At 71.6% G+C, this 16305-nt stretch carries 13 protein-coding genes; 3 read left to right on the forward strand and 10 right to left on the reverse strand.

The genetic code is table 11. From position 1 onward, the window contains the following. Positions 1-329 precede the first annotated feature (329 nt). Entirely contained in the window at positions 330-2105 is a 1776-nt protein-coding gene (locus tag ACZ6O5_RS28475) for an acyl-CoA dehydrogenase family protein (RefSeq protein ID WP_465981010.1), read from the reverse strand. Between the two features lie 305 nt (positions 2106-2410). Between ACZ6O5_RS28475 and ACZ6O5_RS28480 the strand changes: the two genes are divergently transcribed. Then, positions 2411-2647 carry an acyl carrier protein gene (locus tag ACZ6O5_RS28480; RefSeq protein ID WP_465981012.1) on the forward strand — a complete coding sequence of 79 codons (237 nt, stop codon included), beginning with the start codon at positions 2411-2413 and terminating at the stop codon, positions 2645-2647. A 175-nt stretch (positions 2648-2822) separates the two neighbouring features. Continuing rightward, positions 2823-4046, forward strand: a complete 1224-nt coding sequence (locus ACZ6O5_RS28485) for a beta-ketoacyl-[acyl-carrier-protein] synthase family protein (RefSeq protein ID WP_465981014.1) — start codon at positions 2823-2825, stop codon at positions 4044-4046. Between the two features lie 144 nt (positions 4047-4190). Here ACZ6O5_RS28485 and ACZ6O5_RS28490 read toward each other — a convergent pair whose 3' ends face one another. Both ACZ6O5_RS28490 and ACZ6O5_RS28495 read right to left on the reverse strand, forming a co-directional pair. Further along, entirely contained in the window at positions 4191-5981 is a 1791-nt protein-coding gene (locus ACZ6O5_RS28490) for a vWA domain-containing protein (RefSeq protein WP_465981016.1), read from the reverse strand. A gap of 85 nt (positions 5982-6066) precedes the next feature. Then, positions 6067-7491: a serine/threonine-protein kinase gene (locus ACZ6O5_RS28495; RefSeq protein WP_465981018.1), complete on the reverse strand. Its 1425-nt coding sequence runs from the start codon at positions 7489-7491 to the stop codon at positions 6067-6069. 339 nt (positions 7492-7830) lie between these two features. Between ACZ6O5_RS28495 and ACZ6O5_RS28500 the strand changes: the two genes are divergently transcribed. Continuing rightward, a complete protein-coding gene (locus tag ACZ6O5_RS28500) occupies positions 7831-8670 on the forward strand; it encodes an SAM-dependent methyltransferase (protein ID WP_465981020.1) in 840 nt (279 codons plus the stop codon). A gap of 11 nt (positions 8671-8681) precedes the next feature. Here the strand turns inward: ACZ6O5_RS28500 and ACZ6O5_RS28505 are convergent, their stop codons facing one another. The 7 genes from ACZ6O5_RS28505 to ACZ6O5_RS28535 form a co-directional block, all read right to left on the reverse strand. Further along, positions 8682-10082 (reverse strand): GH1 family beta-glucosidase, encoded by a 1401-nt coding sequence (locus tag ACZ6O5_RS28505; protein ID WP_465981022.1) that lies wholly within the window; start codon positions 10080-10082, stop codon positions 8682-8684. Further along, a complete protein-coding gene (gene yicI, locus ACZ6O5_RS28510) occupies positions 10079-12322 on the reverse strand; it encodes an alpha-xylosidase (protein WP_465981024.1) in 2244 nt (747 codons plus the stop codon). Before yicI ends, ACZ6O5_RS28505 begins: the two co-directional genes overlap by 4 nt. Next, positions 12319-13194: a carbohydrate ABC transporter permease gene (locus ACZ6O5_RS28515; protein WP_465981026.1), complete on the reverse strand. Its 876-nt coding sequence runs from the start codon at positions 13192-13194 to the stop codon at positions 12319-12321. Before ACZ6O5_RS28515 ends, yicI begins: the two co-directional genes overlap by 4 nt. A 1-nt stretch (position 13195) precedes the next feature. Next, complete coding sequence (locus ACZ6O5_RS28520; RefSeq protein ID WP_465981028.1) at positions 13196-14167, reverse strand: carbohydrate ABC transporter permease; 972 nt, start codon at positions 14165-14167, stop codon at positions 13196-13198. Between the two features lie 67 nt (positions 14168-14234). Then, positions 14235-15539, reverse strand: a complete 1305-nt coding sequence (locus tag ACZ6O5_RS28525) for an ABC transporter substrate-binding protein (RefSeq protein WP_465981030.1) — start codon at positions 15537-15539, stop codon at positions 14235-14237. Positions 15540-15624: 85 nt separating this feature from the next. Then, on the reverse strand, positions 15625-15969 hold the full coding sequence (locus tag ACZ6O5_RS28530) for a substrate-binding domain-containing protein (RefSeq protein ID WP_465981156.1): 345 nt from the start codon (positions 15967-15969) through the stop codon (positions 15625-15627). Further along, on the reverse strand, positions 15936-16169 hold the full coding sequence (locus ACZ6O5_RS28535; RefSeq protein WP_465981032.1) for a LacI family DNA-binding transcriptional regulator: 234 nt from the start codon (positions 16167-16169) through the stop codon (positions 15936-15938). The genes ACZ6O5_RS28530 and ACZ6O5_RS28535 overlap by 34 nt, the downstream gene beginning before the upstream one ends. Positions 16170-16305: the final 136 nt, after the last annotated feature.

Raw genomic sequence — 16305 nt, forward strand, 5'->3', positions numbered from 1 at the left:
CCAGCATCATGGCGCTCGGTCGAGTTGCCCGCAAGACCGCAGTCAGATATCCCCGTCGCATGGGTTCGGTTTGCCGAATCGGTCCCGTAATGACGAGATGCATTGCCGACGTGCCGCCTCAGGAATTGTGGAACTTCCACGCGCGTGAGTGGGTCGAGTGGCAATTTCGATGGCGAAGGTGGGTGCCAGTTGCCACGCTTCTACCGGCATCTCTCCGGCCACCGCGCCGGATCGGGCGTCCCGGCTCGGGAGCCCGCTGCGCCGCCCGACCCGCCCGGCTCGGGGACCCGCTCTCGACGCGCCGCCGCCGGCGCCCGGCACCTTCCGGGTCACGACCGGACATCGTGCAGGGCGGCCCAGGCGGTGATGTAGTCGGGACTGCCGGCGGGCGCGCCGAGATCGTCGGGCAGCCCGAACGCCCCGGTCAGGATGTCGACCTCCGGGGCCAGGCGCGCACACGCCGCGGTGAGGGCGGCGTCCAGCCCGGCGGCGTCCACCGGGGTGAGCAGACCGTGCCCCACGAACCAGGCGGCGTGACGGTCGAGCTGGTCGAGAACAAACACCCGGGTGACCTGCCGCAGCAGGGCACCCGTCCGCCCGCCCGCGGCGTCGGCCGCGTCGAGCAACTGCGCCAGGGCGATGCGGTGAGCGGTCGCGTCCGCCACCGCCGCCGCAGTCGTTACCTGGCCGTTCCACCTGTCGAAGGAGGTCTCGCCTGCCGGACCCGGCCGGCGCAGTGCTCCTCGGGCCGCATGCCAGAGGGCGTACTCCCGGGTGGCCAGGAGATCCCGCCAGCCGGCCGGGTCGTCGAGGGGGGCCGGCGACGCCGCCGGTCGAACCGGGCGGTGGTCGCCGGTGAGCAACCGGACGCCGGCGGTGATCTGGAGGACCTGGTTCTCGCCCTCAGCCGTGACCACTCCGTGGCACATGCCCAGGTAGTCGCCGATCCGATTGATCGCGAACATACCCTGCGCGCCGCACCGCTCGCGGCATTCGGCCAGTGCGTCCCGTGCGGTCCAGGACAGCACCGGTTTGGCCAGCATCGCGAGGAGTTCCGCCGACAGGGGGTCGTCCTCCCGCCCGGCGAACACCCGCTTGGTGTGCCGGGCCAGGAGCGTCGCGGCGTACACCCGGGCGAGTGGGACGAGCAGTGACCGCTGCACGTTGCGGTAGCGCAGCATAGGCACCCGGCCGTGGTGCGGTGCCGACACCAGGCGCTGTTCGGCGTAGCGCAGGGCGATCCTCAGTCCGGCGCGGGACGCGGCCAGCACTCCGCTGGACAGCGCCACCCGACCGGTCTGCAGCACCTCGATGGTGCGCCGGTAGCGCCCGTGTCGGCTGAGCACGGAGCTGCTGAACGTGCCGTCCGGCATGACCCTCGCCACGTCCCCGGCGAGCAGGTGCGTCGCGGGCAGTCGCACCTCGTCGAAACTGATCATCGCGTTGTCCATCGGCAGGAACGACTTCTCCGGCATCCGGGTGATCCGTACGCCCGAGGCGGGCTTACCGTCCGCATCCCGCAGTCGGACCAGGAACGGGAGGACGCCACGGTCGACACCACCGACCAGGAGCCGGGCCGCGACCACCACCAGCCGGGGGACCTCCGCCGCCACGTTCGGCATCCACTTCACCGCCTCGGCGTCCGGCGTACGCAGCACGAATTCGTGGCGGTGCGGGTCGTGCACCGCCTCGGTGCGCAGCCGGTCGACGTTGCTGCCGTAACCCAGCTCGGTCAGGAGGAGGACTCCCACCGCGTTCAGCTCATCCAGTTCGCGGAGGTAGCTTTCGAGTCCCGGCTGGTGCTCGGCCGCCCGCGCGATCGCGGGAACGGCGAGGTTGTAGTGCCCGCTGAGAATCGGAAAGACGTCCGGCGCCTGGACCGCGGTGGCCTCGAAGACCGCGAACAACAGCGGCAGGTTCGACGAGACAGCACGCGTGGGACCGAGTTCACGCCCGAGGACGCGCAGCTGGTCGTACGCCGCCCGGGACCGTTGTGCCATGGTCACGTCGTCCCGGCGTCGGAACACGTCAGCGGCGAGCAGCGGTTGAAGCCGACGCAGGTACTCCAGTTCATCGCCGATCAGGATGTCGGTCAGAGTGGTCATGCCAGCAGATCCTTCTGTCGCGGTCCGAGCGCCCGCCGGGGGGACGGGTACTTCCCCGGTGGAGCTCTCGGACCGGGCGGTGTCGTCGGATTCGCGCAGCGTCGCGTGGGCCCCGGAGAGTTCGTTGCGCGTCGGCAGCGTTATGTGGCCACCGGCGCGCCGACCCTCGGCAACTCCGGACAGGGCGGGCGGTGGCCATTGCCGGTCGGCATCGTCACCGTTCGGCCGGCTCCTACCGTGGGCCCCGTCGACCTGATGGTGGGGGCTGTGCCCCAACCTCCGTACGAGTCGTAGGGGAAGAGCCGATGAGTGAGTCCGTAGAGAGCGCGCTGGCCCGCATCGCCGTGGAACGGCTCGGCCTCGACTCAGACGAGATCGAACCGAACCGCACCCTCGCGGATCTGGAACTTGACTCCCTGGCGCTCGTGGAACTCGTCGTCGCGGTCCAGGAGGAGTTCGGCACCCCGATCGACGACGACGAGGTGACGCCCGAGACGACCCTCGCCGGGCTCGCCGATCTCGTGCGTAGCAGGGCGGGCTGAGCCGGGCACCGAGGCGTACGGCATGTGCCGTTCAGACCTTCCCTCGTCCCGACGGCATCGTTACCGGGGCGGGCGTGGCCGGTGACCGGTTGTCCGCGGTGCCAGCTCGCATCAGGGCGTCGGGTCCCGCTCCTACCGTCGACTTCCGTTGCGCAGACATGGTGGAGGAGAGCAGATGGTCCGCGATCCGGTCGCCATCACCGGCATCGGCATGGTCACACCGGGCGGTGTGGGAACGAGAGCGACGTGGGTCGCCGTCCGGCAGGCCCGACCCACAGCCGCCGAGGACCCGGAGTTGGCAGGGCTGCCGGTCACCTTCGCCTCGCGGGTGCCCGGGTTCGACGGCAGGTCGTCACTCGGCGCGCGACTGTGTGCCAGGCTGGACAGGGTCGGTCAGTTCGCCGTGGTCGCCGCGGAGGAGGCGGTGACCGCCGCAGGCCTCGACACAGCTGCCTGGAACGGAGCTCGGGTGGCGGTCGTCATCGGAACCGGAGCCGGCGGTGTCGGCACCTACGAGCGGCAAGCGCGGCGGTTGGCCGCCGACGGTCCGGCCCGGGTGTCCGCCTTCACCCTGCCGATGGCGCTGCCGAACATGATCGCCGCCGAGATCGGGCTGAGGTTGGGTGCGACGGGGCCGAACCTGGTGGTCGCCACGGCGTGCGCCTCGGGTGCGACAGCGATCGGCACCGCCCGAGCCCTCCTGGACGCGAACGCGTGCGATGTGGCGCTGGCCGGCGGCAGTGAAGCCGCCGTCACGCCGCTGTTCGTCGCCTCGTTCGCCCGCATGGGTGCCCTTTCCCGCCGCCACGGCGATCCGCTGGCCGCCTCGCGTCCCTTCGCCGCCGACCGGGACGGATTCGTCATCGGAGAGGGAGCAGGGGTACTCGTTCTGGAGCGGCTTGCCGACGCACGGGCGCGTCGTGTTCCCGTCCTGGCCACAGTCGTCGGATATGGCGCATCCGACGACGCGCTCCACCCGACGCTTCCCCCGGCCGACGGCGCCGGTGCCCGACGGGCGATCGAGGCCGCGTGTGCCGACGCCGGCCTGGCCGCCACCGAGATCACCCACGTCAACGCGCACGCGACCAGCACTCCGGCCGGTGACGCGGCCGAGGCTGCGGCGTTACGTGCCACCGTCGGCGCGGGCTGCCCGGTGACCGCCAACAAGGGTGTCACCGGGCACACGCTCGGGGCAGCGGGAGCTATCGAGGCAGCATGCACCGTACTGACCCTGGCCACCGGCATCGTTCCGCCTATGGCAAACGTCGACAGTGCGGATCCAGAGCTCGGGATACGCGTCGTCACGGGTCAACCTCTGCGCGGTGATTTTCCGGTTGCGCTCAGCACCTCTTTCGGCTTCGGTGGACAGAACGCCTGTCTCGTGCTCGCGCGGCCGTGACACCGAGGTGTGGCCGGCCATGCACGGTCGACTCCATGGCGCCGGACGCCGACGACATGTCCCATTCGGCCGGGGCGCCCGGCCCTGGCCGGCCTGGCGCTCACCTGTCCGTCTCGCTGCCGCACTGAGCGGGCCGGGCGAGTGTCAGAAGCTGCTGACCAGCTTCACGAACGCCTCGTCGATCGTCGCCGGATCGGTGGCGTCGAAGGCCTTGCCGGACGACGCCTTCGCGATCCGGTCCAGGGTGGCGAAGTCCGACTCCCGGTCGAAGGCGATGCAGAACACCTTGACCGGACGCTGCGGGTCCAGGGCGACCTCGGCGAGCAGGCGGGCCAGGTCGTTGTCCCGGCCGTACTCGTTCTTGCCGTCGGTCAGCACGACGATCGCGTTGATCCGCTGCGGGTCGTACCGGTCGAGCAGGTCCCGGTGCGCGGCCCGGACCGTCGCGTAGAGCGCGGTGCCGCCCTCGACGTGCAGGCCGGCGATCTTGCTGGTGATCCGCTTCTGGTCGAACCCGCCGAGCGGGACCTCCGTCCGGTACGGGCTCTTCGGCCGCTTCGGGGTCTCCGAGGAGAACGACCAGAGCCCCACCCGGTCCTCGGAGTTGAGCAGCGCGAGGCCCTTGCCCGCCGCCGCCGAGGCGACCTGGAACCGGGTACGGGTGCCGACCTTCGCCTCCATCGACCCGGACGTGTCCAGCGCGATCAGGATGTTGGCCTTCTTGCGGAGCGTGCGCCAGCCGTCCAGCATCGCGCCGACCACCTGCGGGTCCGGGGGCTCGAAGTAGGTCAGTCCGCCGGTGGGCTCCGCGCCGACACTGGCGAGCAGCTCCGCCGACGCCCGGCGCTCGTGGTCCCGGAAGCCGAGGCGGGCGAAGCTCTCCTGCTGCGCGTCCTCGGTCAGGAACGCCTGGAAGTCGGCCGCCGCCGCGCGCTGCCGCTCGTCGGCGGAGGGCAGCACCACGAACGGGTGGTCCAGGTTGAACGTGCCCTCCTTGGGATGGATGGCGACCAGCGGGACGTTCGGCCGGCGGCCCCGCTCCTGCCCGTCCTGCCGAGGGCTCAGCGCCCCCGTGTTGTAGAGGTCGACCAGCTCCTCCTGTAGGACGATGGCGCTCATGTCGTCGGTGCTGCCCGCGCCGCCGGCCAGGTCCGCCTCGGCGAGGCTGCGCAGCAGATCCACCGAGTCGTCGCTGTAGTGCGACACGTTGGCCTCGATCCGGCGGACGAACTGGGTGACCGCGGGGTCGGCCAGGTCGGCGCGGGTCAGGTCGCTGGACCGTCGCACCGCCGCGTAGTAGGTGGCGATGGTCGCGGCCAGCCCGGAGGTGGACAGGTTGGGGTTGTCCTTGCCGAAGGTGAAGCGGCCCCACTCCGGCTTGCCGAAGCCGGCCCACCCGTCCCGCCCGGACAGGCCCAGGATCTCCCCCCAGCCCAGCGGCCCGCGCCCGCGAACCAGCTCGGCCTTGGGCTGCGGCATCGCGATCACCAGCGGGCTGTTGGCGATCGACGGGTAGCGGTCCGGGGTCTGCGGCGCCCGCCCGGCGGCCTGGTCGAGCAGCCGGAGCTGGCCGGTCCACAGGCTCGACGTCGGCAGCCAGACCTGCGGTTGCGGCAGGCCGGTGCGGGCCCAGTCGGTGGCCAGCGCCTCGGTGGCCTGGCCCGAGTTCAACGCGCTGACGTGCACCTGGGCGCACCCGCCACCCTCGATCGACCGGTCGCCGCGGTTGTAGCGCTCGGCCAGCTCGACCAGCAGGTCCGCCTTCTCCGTCGAGGAGTTGACCTGGAGGGTGGTGGCGCAGTCGGTGCGGGCCCCGGTGCTGCCCGCGTCGCGCTGCCGGACGAACACGAACGCCCCGGCGATGACCACCAGCCCGGCGGTGACAGCGGCGGTGTAGGGCAACCACTGCCGCGTACGCGTAGCGGATGGGGTCATCGGGGCGTCCTCCTCGGCGGGCGGCTGGTGGCAGCCAACCTATCGATGCGGCGCCAGCCCGCGCCCCGGGCCCCACCGCATCGGGTCACCCGTGGTCGGGTCGTCCCCCGAGCGCGGCCGCGACCAGCAGCCGGACCAGGTAGACCACGACGAAGGAGACGGCCCCGACCGCGGCGGCCGGGCCGATCGCGCTCGACGCGACGTAGCCGGCGGCGGCGCCGGCCGAACCGAGGAAGAGCGCGGTCGAGATGCCCCAGGCGTCGACGGCCTCACGACGCAGTCGCCGCAACGCGCCGTCCGGGCCCGCGCCGACGCCGGGCTCCGCCGCCGGCAGGTGCGCCGGCTGGGTCGCCACCGGCAGGTACGCCGGCTGGGTCGCCGCCGGCTGGGTCGCCGCCGGCTGGGTCGCCGCCGGCTGGGTCGCCGCCGGCTGGGTCGCCGCCGGCAGGTGCGCCGGTCGGGTCGCCACCGGCAGGTGCGCCGGCTGCGTCGGTCCGGCCCGGAACGGCGTGGTCGTCGGCGGCGGAGTCATCGGCGGTGTCGGAGTCGGCGTCGGCGTCGGGCGCGGCTGCGGCGCCGTCGGCGGGACCGGGGGAAGCGGGTGGTTCGGCGTCGGCGCGCCCGCGGTCTCGTTGCCGGCCTCGAGCAGGCTCTCCCGACGCAGCGGCGCGGTGACCGTGGCGTCCTGTCGGAGCAGCCGCACCAGCACGCGCTCGGCGTCCGGCCGGTCCGCCGGATCCTTGGCCAGGCACTCCCGGATCAGCTCGTTCAGCACGGGCGGCAACGGCGGCAGCTCGGGTGGGTCGTGCAGCACCCGGTGCATCACGGCGAAGAGCGAGTCGTTGCCGAACGGCGGCCGACCGCCGGCGGCGAAGGCGATCGTGGCCGCCCAGGCGAAGACGTCGCAGGGCGGACCGACCGCGTCGTTGCGGAACCGCTCGGGGGCCATGTACGCGGTGGTCCCCATGACCCGGCTGGACGCCGTCTCGGTGACGCCCAACGCGCGGGCGATGCCGAAGTCGATCACCCGAGGACCGTCCCTGCCCAGCACCACATTGTCCGGCTTCAGGTCGCAGTGCACCACGCCGGCGCTATGGATCGCGGCGAGCGCGGTGACCGTGCCGACCGCGAGCCGGTGCAGGGCGTTGCCGGCCAGCGGGCCGCTCTCGCGCACGTGCCGGTGGAGCGTCGGGCCCTCGATGAACTCACTGACCACGTAGGGCTGCTCGCCGTCCACCTCGGCGAAGAGCACCTGCGCGGTGCAGAACGGAGCGACCCGGCGCGCGGCGGCGATCTCCTTCACGAACTGCGACCGCGCCCGTGGATCACTCAGATCGACGTTGACCATCTTGACCGCCACCCGGTCACCGGCGTCGTCCTCGCCGAGGTAGACGACCCCCTGCCCACCCGCGCCCAGCCGGCCTACCAGCCGGTAGCGCCCGGCGGTGACCGGGTCGTGCGTCCACAGTCTGGCCAATCCTGGCACCGGCGGGCCGGCCGGTTCTGACATCCCGACTCCATCAGTGTCGTGCCCGGCCACCGGCGGCGCAGGACACGGTCATCGTGCCATGTCGCCGCCGGTGAGCGGAGAGGTCCGACCCCGGATGGAGATCTGCGCTGGCGGCGGGGCTGCGCAACGGCACGACCCGGGCGTGCGCCACGCGGCCGGGACCGTTCGTCCCGCCCGGCCCCGACACGCCGGGCCGCGTCCGCCGGTGTGCTTCCTGGTCGCGGGGCGGATCCGCTGGGAGCGATACCAACGGGGACGACGATCCACATCGTCCGGTCGCTACACTCCCCGACAGAGTCCGGAACCGCACCCGGCACCCGGTACGCCGACCAGGATCGGATGGAGACGCCAGTGACCCGCGACAAGGCCGCACCCCGCGGAATCGACCGCACCGTACCCAGCGTGGCCCGGGTCTACGACTACTTCCTGGGCGGTAAGGACAACTTCGAGGTCGATCGGAAGGTCGCCGAGCACGCCCTGCGGATCACTCCGGACGGGCCGGCCGCCGGCCAGGCGAACCGGGCCTTCCTGCGCCGGGTGATCCGGTTCCTGGTCACCGAGGCCGGCATCGACCAGTTCCTCGACCTCGGGTCGGGGCTCCCCACCCAGGGCAACGTGCACGAGGTCGCCACCGAGCACAACCCGAGCGCCCGGGTGGTGTACGTGGACAACGACCCGATCGTCCTGACGCACGGGCGGGCCCTGCTCGCCGCGGAGGGCACCGCGACGGTGATCCAGGCCGACATCCGGCGACCGCAGGAGATCCTCGACGATCCGGACGTCCGCCGGTTCCTCGACTTCGACCGGCCGGTCGGGTTGTTGCTCTTCGCGATCCTGCACCACCTCGGCGACGACGAGGAGCCGCGCGCGGTGGCGGCGGAGCTGATCGACGCGCTGCCGTCGGGCAGTTACGTGGCGATCTCGCACTTCCGTGATCCGGGCGAGCGGGACCCGGAGGGCTCCCGGAAGGCCCGCGAGGTCGAGCGGGTCTTCAACGAGTCGCTGGGCACCGGCCGGTGGCGTACCGACGAGGAGATCCTCTCCTTCGCGGACGGGCTGACGGTGCTGGAGCCGGGGCTGGTGCCGCTGGCCGAGTGGCGTCCGGATCCGGGCACGCCCGCGCCGAAGCAGACCGACACCTACCACACGTTCGTCGGGCTGCTCGCCCGTAAGCCCTAGCCGTCGCGGCGTCAGCCGTCGAGGTGGCCGGTGGTGGCCAGGTGGCGGTACCAGTGGGCGCTGTCCTTCCAGGTGCGCTGCTGGGTGTCGTAGTCGACGCGGATGATGCCGAAGCGGCGGTCGTAGCCGTAACCCCACTCGAAGTTGTCCAGCAGCGACCAGACGAAGTAGCCCCGGACGTCCGCGCCCCGCGCGCGGGCGTCGGCCATCGCGCCGATGTGTCGGCGCAGGTAGTCGACCCGCTGCTCGTCGTGGACCCGTCCGTCGGCCGAGACCACGTCGTCGAACGCCGCGCCGTTCTCGGTGATCATCAACGGCTGGCCCGGGTATTCGTCCCGTAGCCGCAGCAGCAACTCGGTCAGGGCCGGCGGGTCGATGTTCCACCCCATCGCCGTGTGCGGGCCGGGCTGCGGCAGGAAGTCGACGTCGTCGGCGCCCACCCACGGGGTGTGGGCCGAGGCGCCGTGGCCGTCGGCGTCGGAGCGGGGCGTGTGTCCGTCCCCGGCCCGGACCAGGGTGCTGGCGTAGTAGTTGACCCCGAGCACGTCGAGCGGCACCGCGATCAGCTTCTCGTCACCCGGGCGCACGAACGACCAGTCGGTGACGGAGGCGGTGTCGGCCAGCAGGTCGGCCGGGTACGCCCCGTCCAGCATCGGGCCGAGGAACGCCCGGTTCGCGAGGGCGTCGATCCGCCGGACCGCCTCGGAGTCGGCGGCCGAGCCGGACGCGCCGCGCACGACGTGCAGGTTCAGCGTCACCGACAGCTCGGCGCTCGGTGCCAGCTCCCGGACCACCCGTCCGGCCAGGCCGTGCGCCAGGTTCAGGTGGTGCACCGCCGCCAGCGTGGCCGCCGGTTCGGTGCGGCCGGGCGCGTGCACGCCGGAGGCGTAACCCAGGTACGCCGAGCACCAGGGCTCGTTGAGCGTGGTCCAGGTGTGCACCCGGTCGCCGAGCGCCGAGACGATCCCGGACGCGTACTCCTGGAAGCGCAGCGCGGTCTCCCGCGCCGGCCACCCGCCGGCGTCCTCCAGCTCCTGCGGCAGGTCCCAGTGGTACATGGTCGCGACCGGTCGGACGCCGCGCTCCAGCAGGCCGTCGACCAGCCGGGCGTAGAAGTCCAGGCCGGCGGCGTTGAACCGGCCGGAACCGCCGGGCTGCACCCGGGGCCAGGAGATCGAGAAACGGTACGCGCCGAGCCCCAGCCCGGCGATGTGGTCGAGGTCCTGCGGCCACCGGTGGTAGTGGTCGGCGGCCACGTCCCCGGTGTCGCCGCCCAGCGTACGCCCGGGGGTGTGGCTGTAGGTGTCCCAGATGGACGGGCCGCGGCCGTCCTCGGTGGCCGCGCCCTCGACCTGGTACGCCGCCGTGGCCGAACCCCAGACGAAGCTCTCCGGGAAGTCTCGTGCCGTCATCGTTCCGTCCTCTCCCTGCCGGCCACCACCACGCAGTGGTACGCCGACGACTCGCCCGCCACCAGCTCGGCCGTCGCCACGCCGTCGCGGAAGCCCACCTCGAACTCCGTGCCCGGCCCCGCCCCGGGTGCCGGGATGCGTACCCGCTGCCGTTGCCCCTCCGCCGGGGCGTAGAGCCGCAGCTCCACCCCGTCGGCCCAGTCGTAGTCGGGCCGGTCGGAGCGCGCCCCGAACCCGATGACCGCGCCGGGCCGGACGAGCACCGGCAGGCTGTCGTACTCGTGCTTCTCGGTCACCCAGGCCGGCCCGGTGAGCTGCGCGCCGGTGACCAGGTGGGTCCAGGTGCCGGCGGGCACGTAGAAGGTGACCTGCCCGTCGGCGCTGAGCACCGGCGCGACCAGGATGTCGGAGCCGAGCATGTACTGCCGGTCGAGGTGTGCCACGGCCGGATCGTCCGGGAACTCCACGACCATCGGGCGCATCATCGGAATGCCGTCGCGGTGCGCCTCCTCGGCGGTCGCCGCCAGGTACGGCATGAGCCGGAGCTTGAGCCGGGTGAAGTGCCGCAGCACGTCCACGGCCTCCTCGTCGTACGCCCACGGCACCCGGTACGAGCCGGAGCCGTGCAGCCGCGAGTGCGAGGAGAGCAGGCCGAACGCGATCCACCGCTTGAACACCGCCGGGTCGGGGGTGCCCTCGAAGCCGCCGATGTCGTGGCTCCAGTAGCCGAAGCCGGACGAGGCCAGGGACAGCCCGCCGCGCAGCGACTCGGCCATCGCGACGAACGTCGACTCGCAGTCGCCGCCCCAGTGCACCGGGAACTGCTGGCCGCCGGCGGTGGCCGAGCGGGCGAACACCACCGCCTCGCCCTCGCCCCGCTCGGTCTCCAGCAGCTCGAAGACCGCCTTGTTGTAGAGGTGGGCGTAGTAGTTGTGCATGCGTTGCGGGTCCGACCCGTCGTGCCACACCACGTCGGTCGGGATGCGCTCACCGAAGTCGGTCTTGAAGCAGTCGACGCCCATGTCCAGCAGCGCCTTGAGCTTGCCGGTGAACCAGGCCACCGCGTCCGGGTCGGTGAAGTCGACAAGCGCCATGCCGGCCTGCCACTTGTCCCACTGCCACACCGAGCCGTCCGGGTTGCGCACCAGGTAGCCGGCCCGGCGGCCCTCCTCGAACAGGTACGAGCGCTGCGCGATGTACGGGTTGATCCACACGCACACCTTCAGCCCGCGCTCGTGCAGCCGCCGCAGCATGCCCTCGGGGTCGGGGAAGGTCGCCGGGTCCCAGACGAAGTCGACCCAGTGGAACTGGCGCATCCAGAAGCAGTCGAAGTGGAACACCGACAGCGGCAGGTTCCGCTCGGCCATCCCGTCGACGAACTCGGTCACCGTCTTCTCGTCGTACGACGTGGTGAACGACGTGGACAGCCACAGCCCGTACGACCAGGCGGGCACCCGGGCCGGTCGGCCGGTCAGCGCCGTGTAGCGGCGCAGCACGTCCTTCGGGGTGGGCCCGTCGACGACGTGGTAGGTCAGCGACTGGCCCTCGACGCTGAACTGGGTCTGCGCGACGACCTCGGAGCCGACCTCGAACGACACGTGCTCCGGGTGGTCCACGAACACGCCGTACCCGGCGCTGCTGAGATAGAACGGCACGTTCTTGTACGCCTGCTCGCTGGCGGTGCCGCCGTCGGCGTTCCACACGTCGACCGTCTGGCCGTTCTTCACGAACGGGCCGAACCGCTCGCCCAGCCCGTACACCGTCTCGCCGACGCCGAGCGCGAGCCGCTCGTGCACGTACCGGCGGCCCTCGCCGTCGGTGACGATCCCGACGCTGCGCCCGGTGGACGCCGTGACCAGCCGGTCGCCGTGCCGGAACTCGACCCGCCACCCGTCGACAAGCGCGACCCGGACGGTCAGCTCGCCGGTGGTCAGCGACGCGCTGATCCCGGTGATGTCGACGGTGACCGGGTGCGTGTCGTCGGTGCGCAGCCCGAAGTGGGGTTCGCGGGGCAGCCCGCCGCTGTGGTGGCCGATGGTCACTCCGACCACGCCGGGCGCGGGGGAGAAGAAGCGGACGGTGACGACCGGCCGGTTGAGCGTGTCGCCCCGGCCGTTGATCTGACCGGCCGGCGCGAAGACGGTGAAGCCGCGCTCGTCCATCTCGACCGACTCCACCGTGCCGGGGCGCAGCACGCTGACTCCCGGGCGCAGTTGCCAGTACCCGTCGGTGAACTTCACTTCTCGGCTCCTGCCGTGATGCCGCGCGCCAGAGTGCGCTGGAAGATGAGGAAGAAGAGGATGGCCGGCACCAGGCTGAGCAACGCGCCGGCGTTCGTCGTCGGGGCGTCCATCAGGCGGTCGCCCTGCAACGACGCGAGCGCGACCGGGATGGTCTGCGTCTGGTTGTCGATCAGCATGACCAGCGGGATGAGGAACTCGTTCCAGGTCCAGATGAAGAAGAAGATGAGCAGGACGGCGAGGGTCGGCCGCAGGTTGGGGAAGACCACCCGCCACAGCACCGTCCACTTGCCGGCGCCGTCCAGTGCCGCGGCCTCCAGCAGTGAGCGCGGGAACGTGCCCAGCACCGAGGCGAGCAGGTAGGTGCCGAACGCGCTCTGGATGACGGTGAAGATGATGATCACCGACAGTCGGGTGTTGTAGAGGCCGATCTCCTTGGCCACGTAGTACAGCGGGTAGATCAGCGCCTCCTGCGGCAGCATGTTGGCCAGCAGGAACACCCCGACGATCCAGAGCCGGCCGCGGACCCGGCCGATGCCCAGGGCGTACGCGTTGAGCAGCGACACGACGACGCCGAGCACCGCCACGGACCCGGCGATCAGCGCCGAGTTCCACAGCTTCAGCGGGAAGTTCACCTCGGACCAGTACCTCCGCAGACCCCTGGTGTAGAACTCGGTCGGCCAGCTCAGCGGGCCGCCCGACGAGTAGTCACCGGGCGACTTGAACGCGTTGAGCAGCATGAACGCGAACGGCACCAGCATGACGAGCGCGCCGATGGTGACGCCGGCGAGCACCACCCACCGGCTGACGCCCCGGTGGTGCCGGTCGCGCACCGGCCGGCGCGGCGGGGCCCCGGTGATCGTGATCGCCATGTCAGATCCCCCGGTCCCGGCGCTCGCTGCGGGCCTGCGCCCCGATGAAGACCACGGCCACCACGACGATGATCACCGTGAGCACCGTGGAGATCGCGGAGCCGTACCCGACCTGGAGCTTCTTGAAGAACGTGTAGTACGCGAAGTACGACGGCACGTTTGTGGCGTTCTCCGGGCCGCCCCGGGTCAGCGCGAAGATCGGCCCGAACACCTTCAACGCGGCGATGGTGCAGGTCAGCGCCACCACGAACGTCTCCGGCCGGATCTGCGGCAGCGTGATCGCCCGGAACCGGCGCAGCCAGTTCGCCCCGTCGACCTCGGCCGCCTCGTACAGCTCCGGGTCGAGCCGCTGCAACGCCGCCATGAACACCACCACCGGGTAGCCGATCTGCACCCAGATCATCACCGCCATCACCACCGGCAGCGCGGTGTCCGGGTCGCCCAGCCAGTCGTGGCGCAGCGCCCCGAGCCCGACCGCGTCGAGCAGGCCGTTGAACGCGCCGTCCGGGCGCAGGATCCAGCCCCAGACGATGCCGGCGACCACCACGGGCAGCACCTGCGGCAGGTAGAACGCGGCCCGCAACGCCGCCGCCGTACGCGGCTTGAACCGACGCCCGATGACGTCGAAGAGCACCGAGGCGAGCAGCAGCCCGAGCACTGTCGGCACCACCACCATCGCGACGATCATCGCCACGGTGTTGCGGAACGACGCCCAGAACACCTCGTCGTCCAGCAACCGCCGGTAGTTGTCCAACCCGACGAACGTGGGGTCACCGACCCCCGACCACCGGGTCAGCGACAGGTAGCCGGTGCCGACCAGCGGCGCGCCGATGACCAGGACGAACAGCGCCGCTCCGGGGAGCAGGTAGAGCCAGTACGCCGCGTCGCGGCCCCGCGTTCGGCGGCGGGACGGGGAAGCGGGGGCGGGGGTCGCCGCGGACGGCGCGGCGGCGACGGTGTCGGAGACTGCCATGACGGATCCTTCCCGGCGGGGCGGCCGGGCGCACCGGTCGTGCCGGTCGCGCCCGCCGCTCGCCGTGTCACTTGCCGGTGATCTCCTTGACGCCGTCGGCGTACGGCTTGGCGATCGTGTCGAGCACCTGGTCGGGCGACCTGGACCCGTTGATCAGGCCCTGGAACCCGCCGACCAGCACGTCGTAGTAGCCGGGCACCGGCCAGTCCGGGTAGAAGGCCAGACCGTCCTGCTTGCTGACCGTGTTGAAGTCCTCGATCAGCTTGCGGTCCTTCGGGTCGGTGATCCTGGCGGGGTCACCGGCCACCGGGACACCACCGTTGTTGCCGATCAGGTCCTGGATCTCCGGACGCAGGGTGATGTCGATGAAGTCGTACGCCAGGCTCTTGGCCTTGCTGTTCGTCGGGACGACCCAGAGGTTGCCGGACGAGCCGGCGTTCAGCCTGTTGCCCGGGAACAGGAAGGTGTCCCAGTTGGCCTTCATCTCGGCCTTGAAGCGGCCGTACCACCAGCTCCCCGAGACGATCATCGGCGTCTTGCCGGCGATGAACGCGGTGCCCATGTCCTCGGCCTTGAGGCTCGCCGAGTTCTTGGCCACGTAGCCCTTCCGCACCCAGTCGGCGAAGGTGTCCGCGCCGTACTTCAGCGGGTCGGCCTTGAAGTCGACCGGGTTCTTGTAGAGCTGGTAGTCGTCGACGAACGTCCGGTCGGCCTTCGACAGCGCGAGCTGGTAGAAGAGCTGCCCGGCCGGGTACTCGGCGCCGGCCATGCCCAGCGGGGTGGTCTTCTTGCTGACGAAGGTGTCCATCGCGGCGGTCATCTCGGCCATGGTGCTGGGCACCGCGACGCCGTTGCGGTCGAACAGGTCCTTGTTGTAATAGACCGTGACGTACTCGCCGTAGTTCGGCACGCCGAACCAGTTGCCCGACCCCATCACGCCCTTGTCGGTGTAGCGGGCGGTGGTCTGGAGGCTGGGGCTGAGCTTGCCGGCCCAGCCGCGCTTCTCCGCCTCGTCGCTGAGGTCGGTGAGCAGGCCCTGGGAGGACAGCAGCCCGGCCGTCGCGTTGCCCTTGTTGTACTCCATGATGTCCGGGCCCTCGGACGAGTTGATGATCATGCCGGCGTTCTGCTGGATCTGCTCGAACGCCTTGCGCTCGAAGCGCACCTCCACGCCCGGGTGCTCGGCCTTGAAGATCTCGATGGCCCGGTCCCAGCCGACCCCCATCGCGCTGTTCTCGCCCTCGTAGTGCCAGAGCTTGAGGGTCTTGGCCCCGCTGTCGTCACCGCTGTCGTCGCCCCCGCACGCGGCCACGGTGGTCGTCGCGGTCGCCGCCAGGGCGAGCGCCGCGACGATCCGGCGGAATCGCTGCATTGCTATCCTCCTCGTTGGGTATCGAGCCGGTACTTCACTGGGTCCGTCGTCGCGTTGCCGCGCGGCGACGGGCCGTTTCTCCTGGTCAGCCCCCCGTCGGTGGGCGGCTTCGTGGGGCTGCGGTCGAGCCCCTGATCTCCAGCGCGCACGACAGCAGTCGCTGGTGTGGCTCGTCGCCGGCCCCGTCCAGGTGACGCACCAGCGCCTCGATCGCGATCCGGCCCATCGCCGATCCGGGCGACGTCATCGCGGTCAGCGCCGGGGTGGCCAGCTCGGCGACCCGCGGCGAGGTGACCGTCGAGACGACCGAGACGTCGTCGGGCACGGACCACCCCCGCGCGGTCAGCTCGCCGAGGATGCCGAAGATCGCCGTCTCGTTCATGGCCAGCACGGCCGTCAGGTCCGGGGCCCGCGCCAGGGCGGCGGCCAGCGCCGCCCGGCCGCCGGCGGCGCGCTGCGTCGGCTGGCCAGGCCGCGGGCCATGGCGTTGGGCTGGTGGTCCAGCTCGGTCAGGGCGGCGCGCACCTTGGCCCGGGTGGCCGGGGAGATCGGCCGGGTGCCGGTGAGCACGGAGGACACGGTGCTGACCGAGACCTGGGCCAGGCGGGCGACGTCGTGCATGGTGGCCATCGCGCACCTCCTCCGGCCGGGCGTGGCACCGCCGTGCGAATGATCGTCGAAGCGCTTCGACGAAGCGGTTCGACAGACGCTAGGCCGCTGTTACGGCGACGTCAATAGCCGATGTCGGAAGACGTCACGCCGCCGG

This window comes from Micromonospora sp. NPDC049201, assembly GCF_055586805.1.

Coding starts and splice junctions, on each gene's coding strand:
- ACZ6O5_RS28475 (WP_465981010.1), bottom strand. CDS start 2,105: ATGACCACTCTGACCGACATCCTGATCGGCGATGAACTGGAGTACCTG.
- ACZ6O5_RS28480 (WP_465981012.1), top strand. CDS start 2,411: ATGAGTGAGTCCGTAGAGAGCGCGCTGGCCCGCATCGCCGTGGAACGG.
- ACZ6O5_RS28485 (WP_465981014.1), top strand. CDS start 2,823: ATGGTCCGCGATCCGGTCGCCATCACCGGCATCGGCATGGTCACACCG.
- ACZ6O5_RS28490 (WP_465981016.1), bottom strand. CDS start 5,981: ATGACCCCATCCGCTACGCGTACGCGGCAGTGGTTGCCCTACACCGCC.
- ACZ6O5_RS28495 (WP_465981018.1), bottom strand. CDS start 7,491: ATGTCAGAACCGGCCGGCCCGCCGGTGCCAGGATTGGCCAGACTGTGG.
- ACZ6O5_RS28500 (WP_465981020.1), top strand. CDS start 7,831: ATGGAGACGCCAGTGACCCGCGACAAGGCCGCACCCCGCGGAATCGAC.
- ACZ6O5_RS28505 (WP_465981022.1), bottom strand. CDS start 10,082: ATGACGGCACGAGACTTCCCGGAGAGCTTCGTCTGGGGTTCGGCCACG.
- ACZ6O5_RS28515 (WP_465981026.1), bottom strand. CDS start 13,194: ATGGCGATCACGATCACCGGGGCCCCGCCGCGCCGGCCGGTGCGCGAC.
- ACZ6O5_RS28520 (WP_465981028.1), bottom strand. CDS start 14,167: ATGGCAGTCTCCGACACCGTCGCCGCCGCGCCGTCCGCGGCGACCCCC.
- ACZ6O5_RS28525 (WP_465981030.1), bottom strand. CDS start 15,539: ATGCAGCGATTCCGCCGGATCGTCGCGGCGCTCGCCCTGGCGGCGACC.
- ACZ6O5_RS28535 (WP_465981032.1), bottom strand. CDS start 16,169: ATGGCCACCATGCACGACGTCGCCCGCCTGGCCCAGGTCTCGGTCAGC.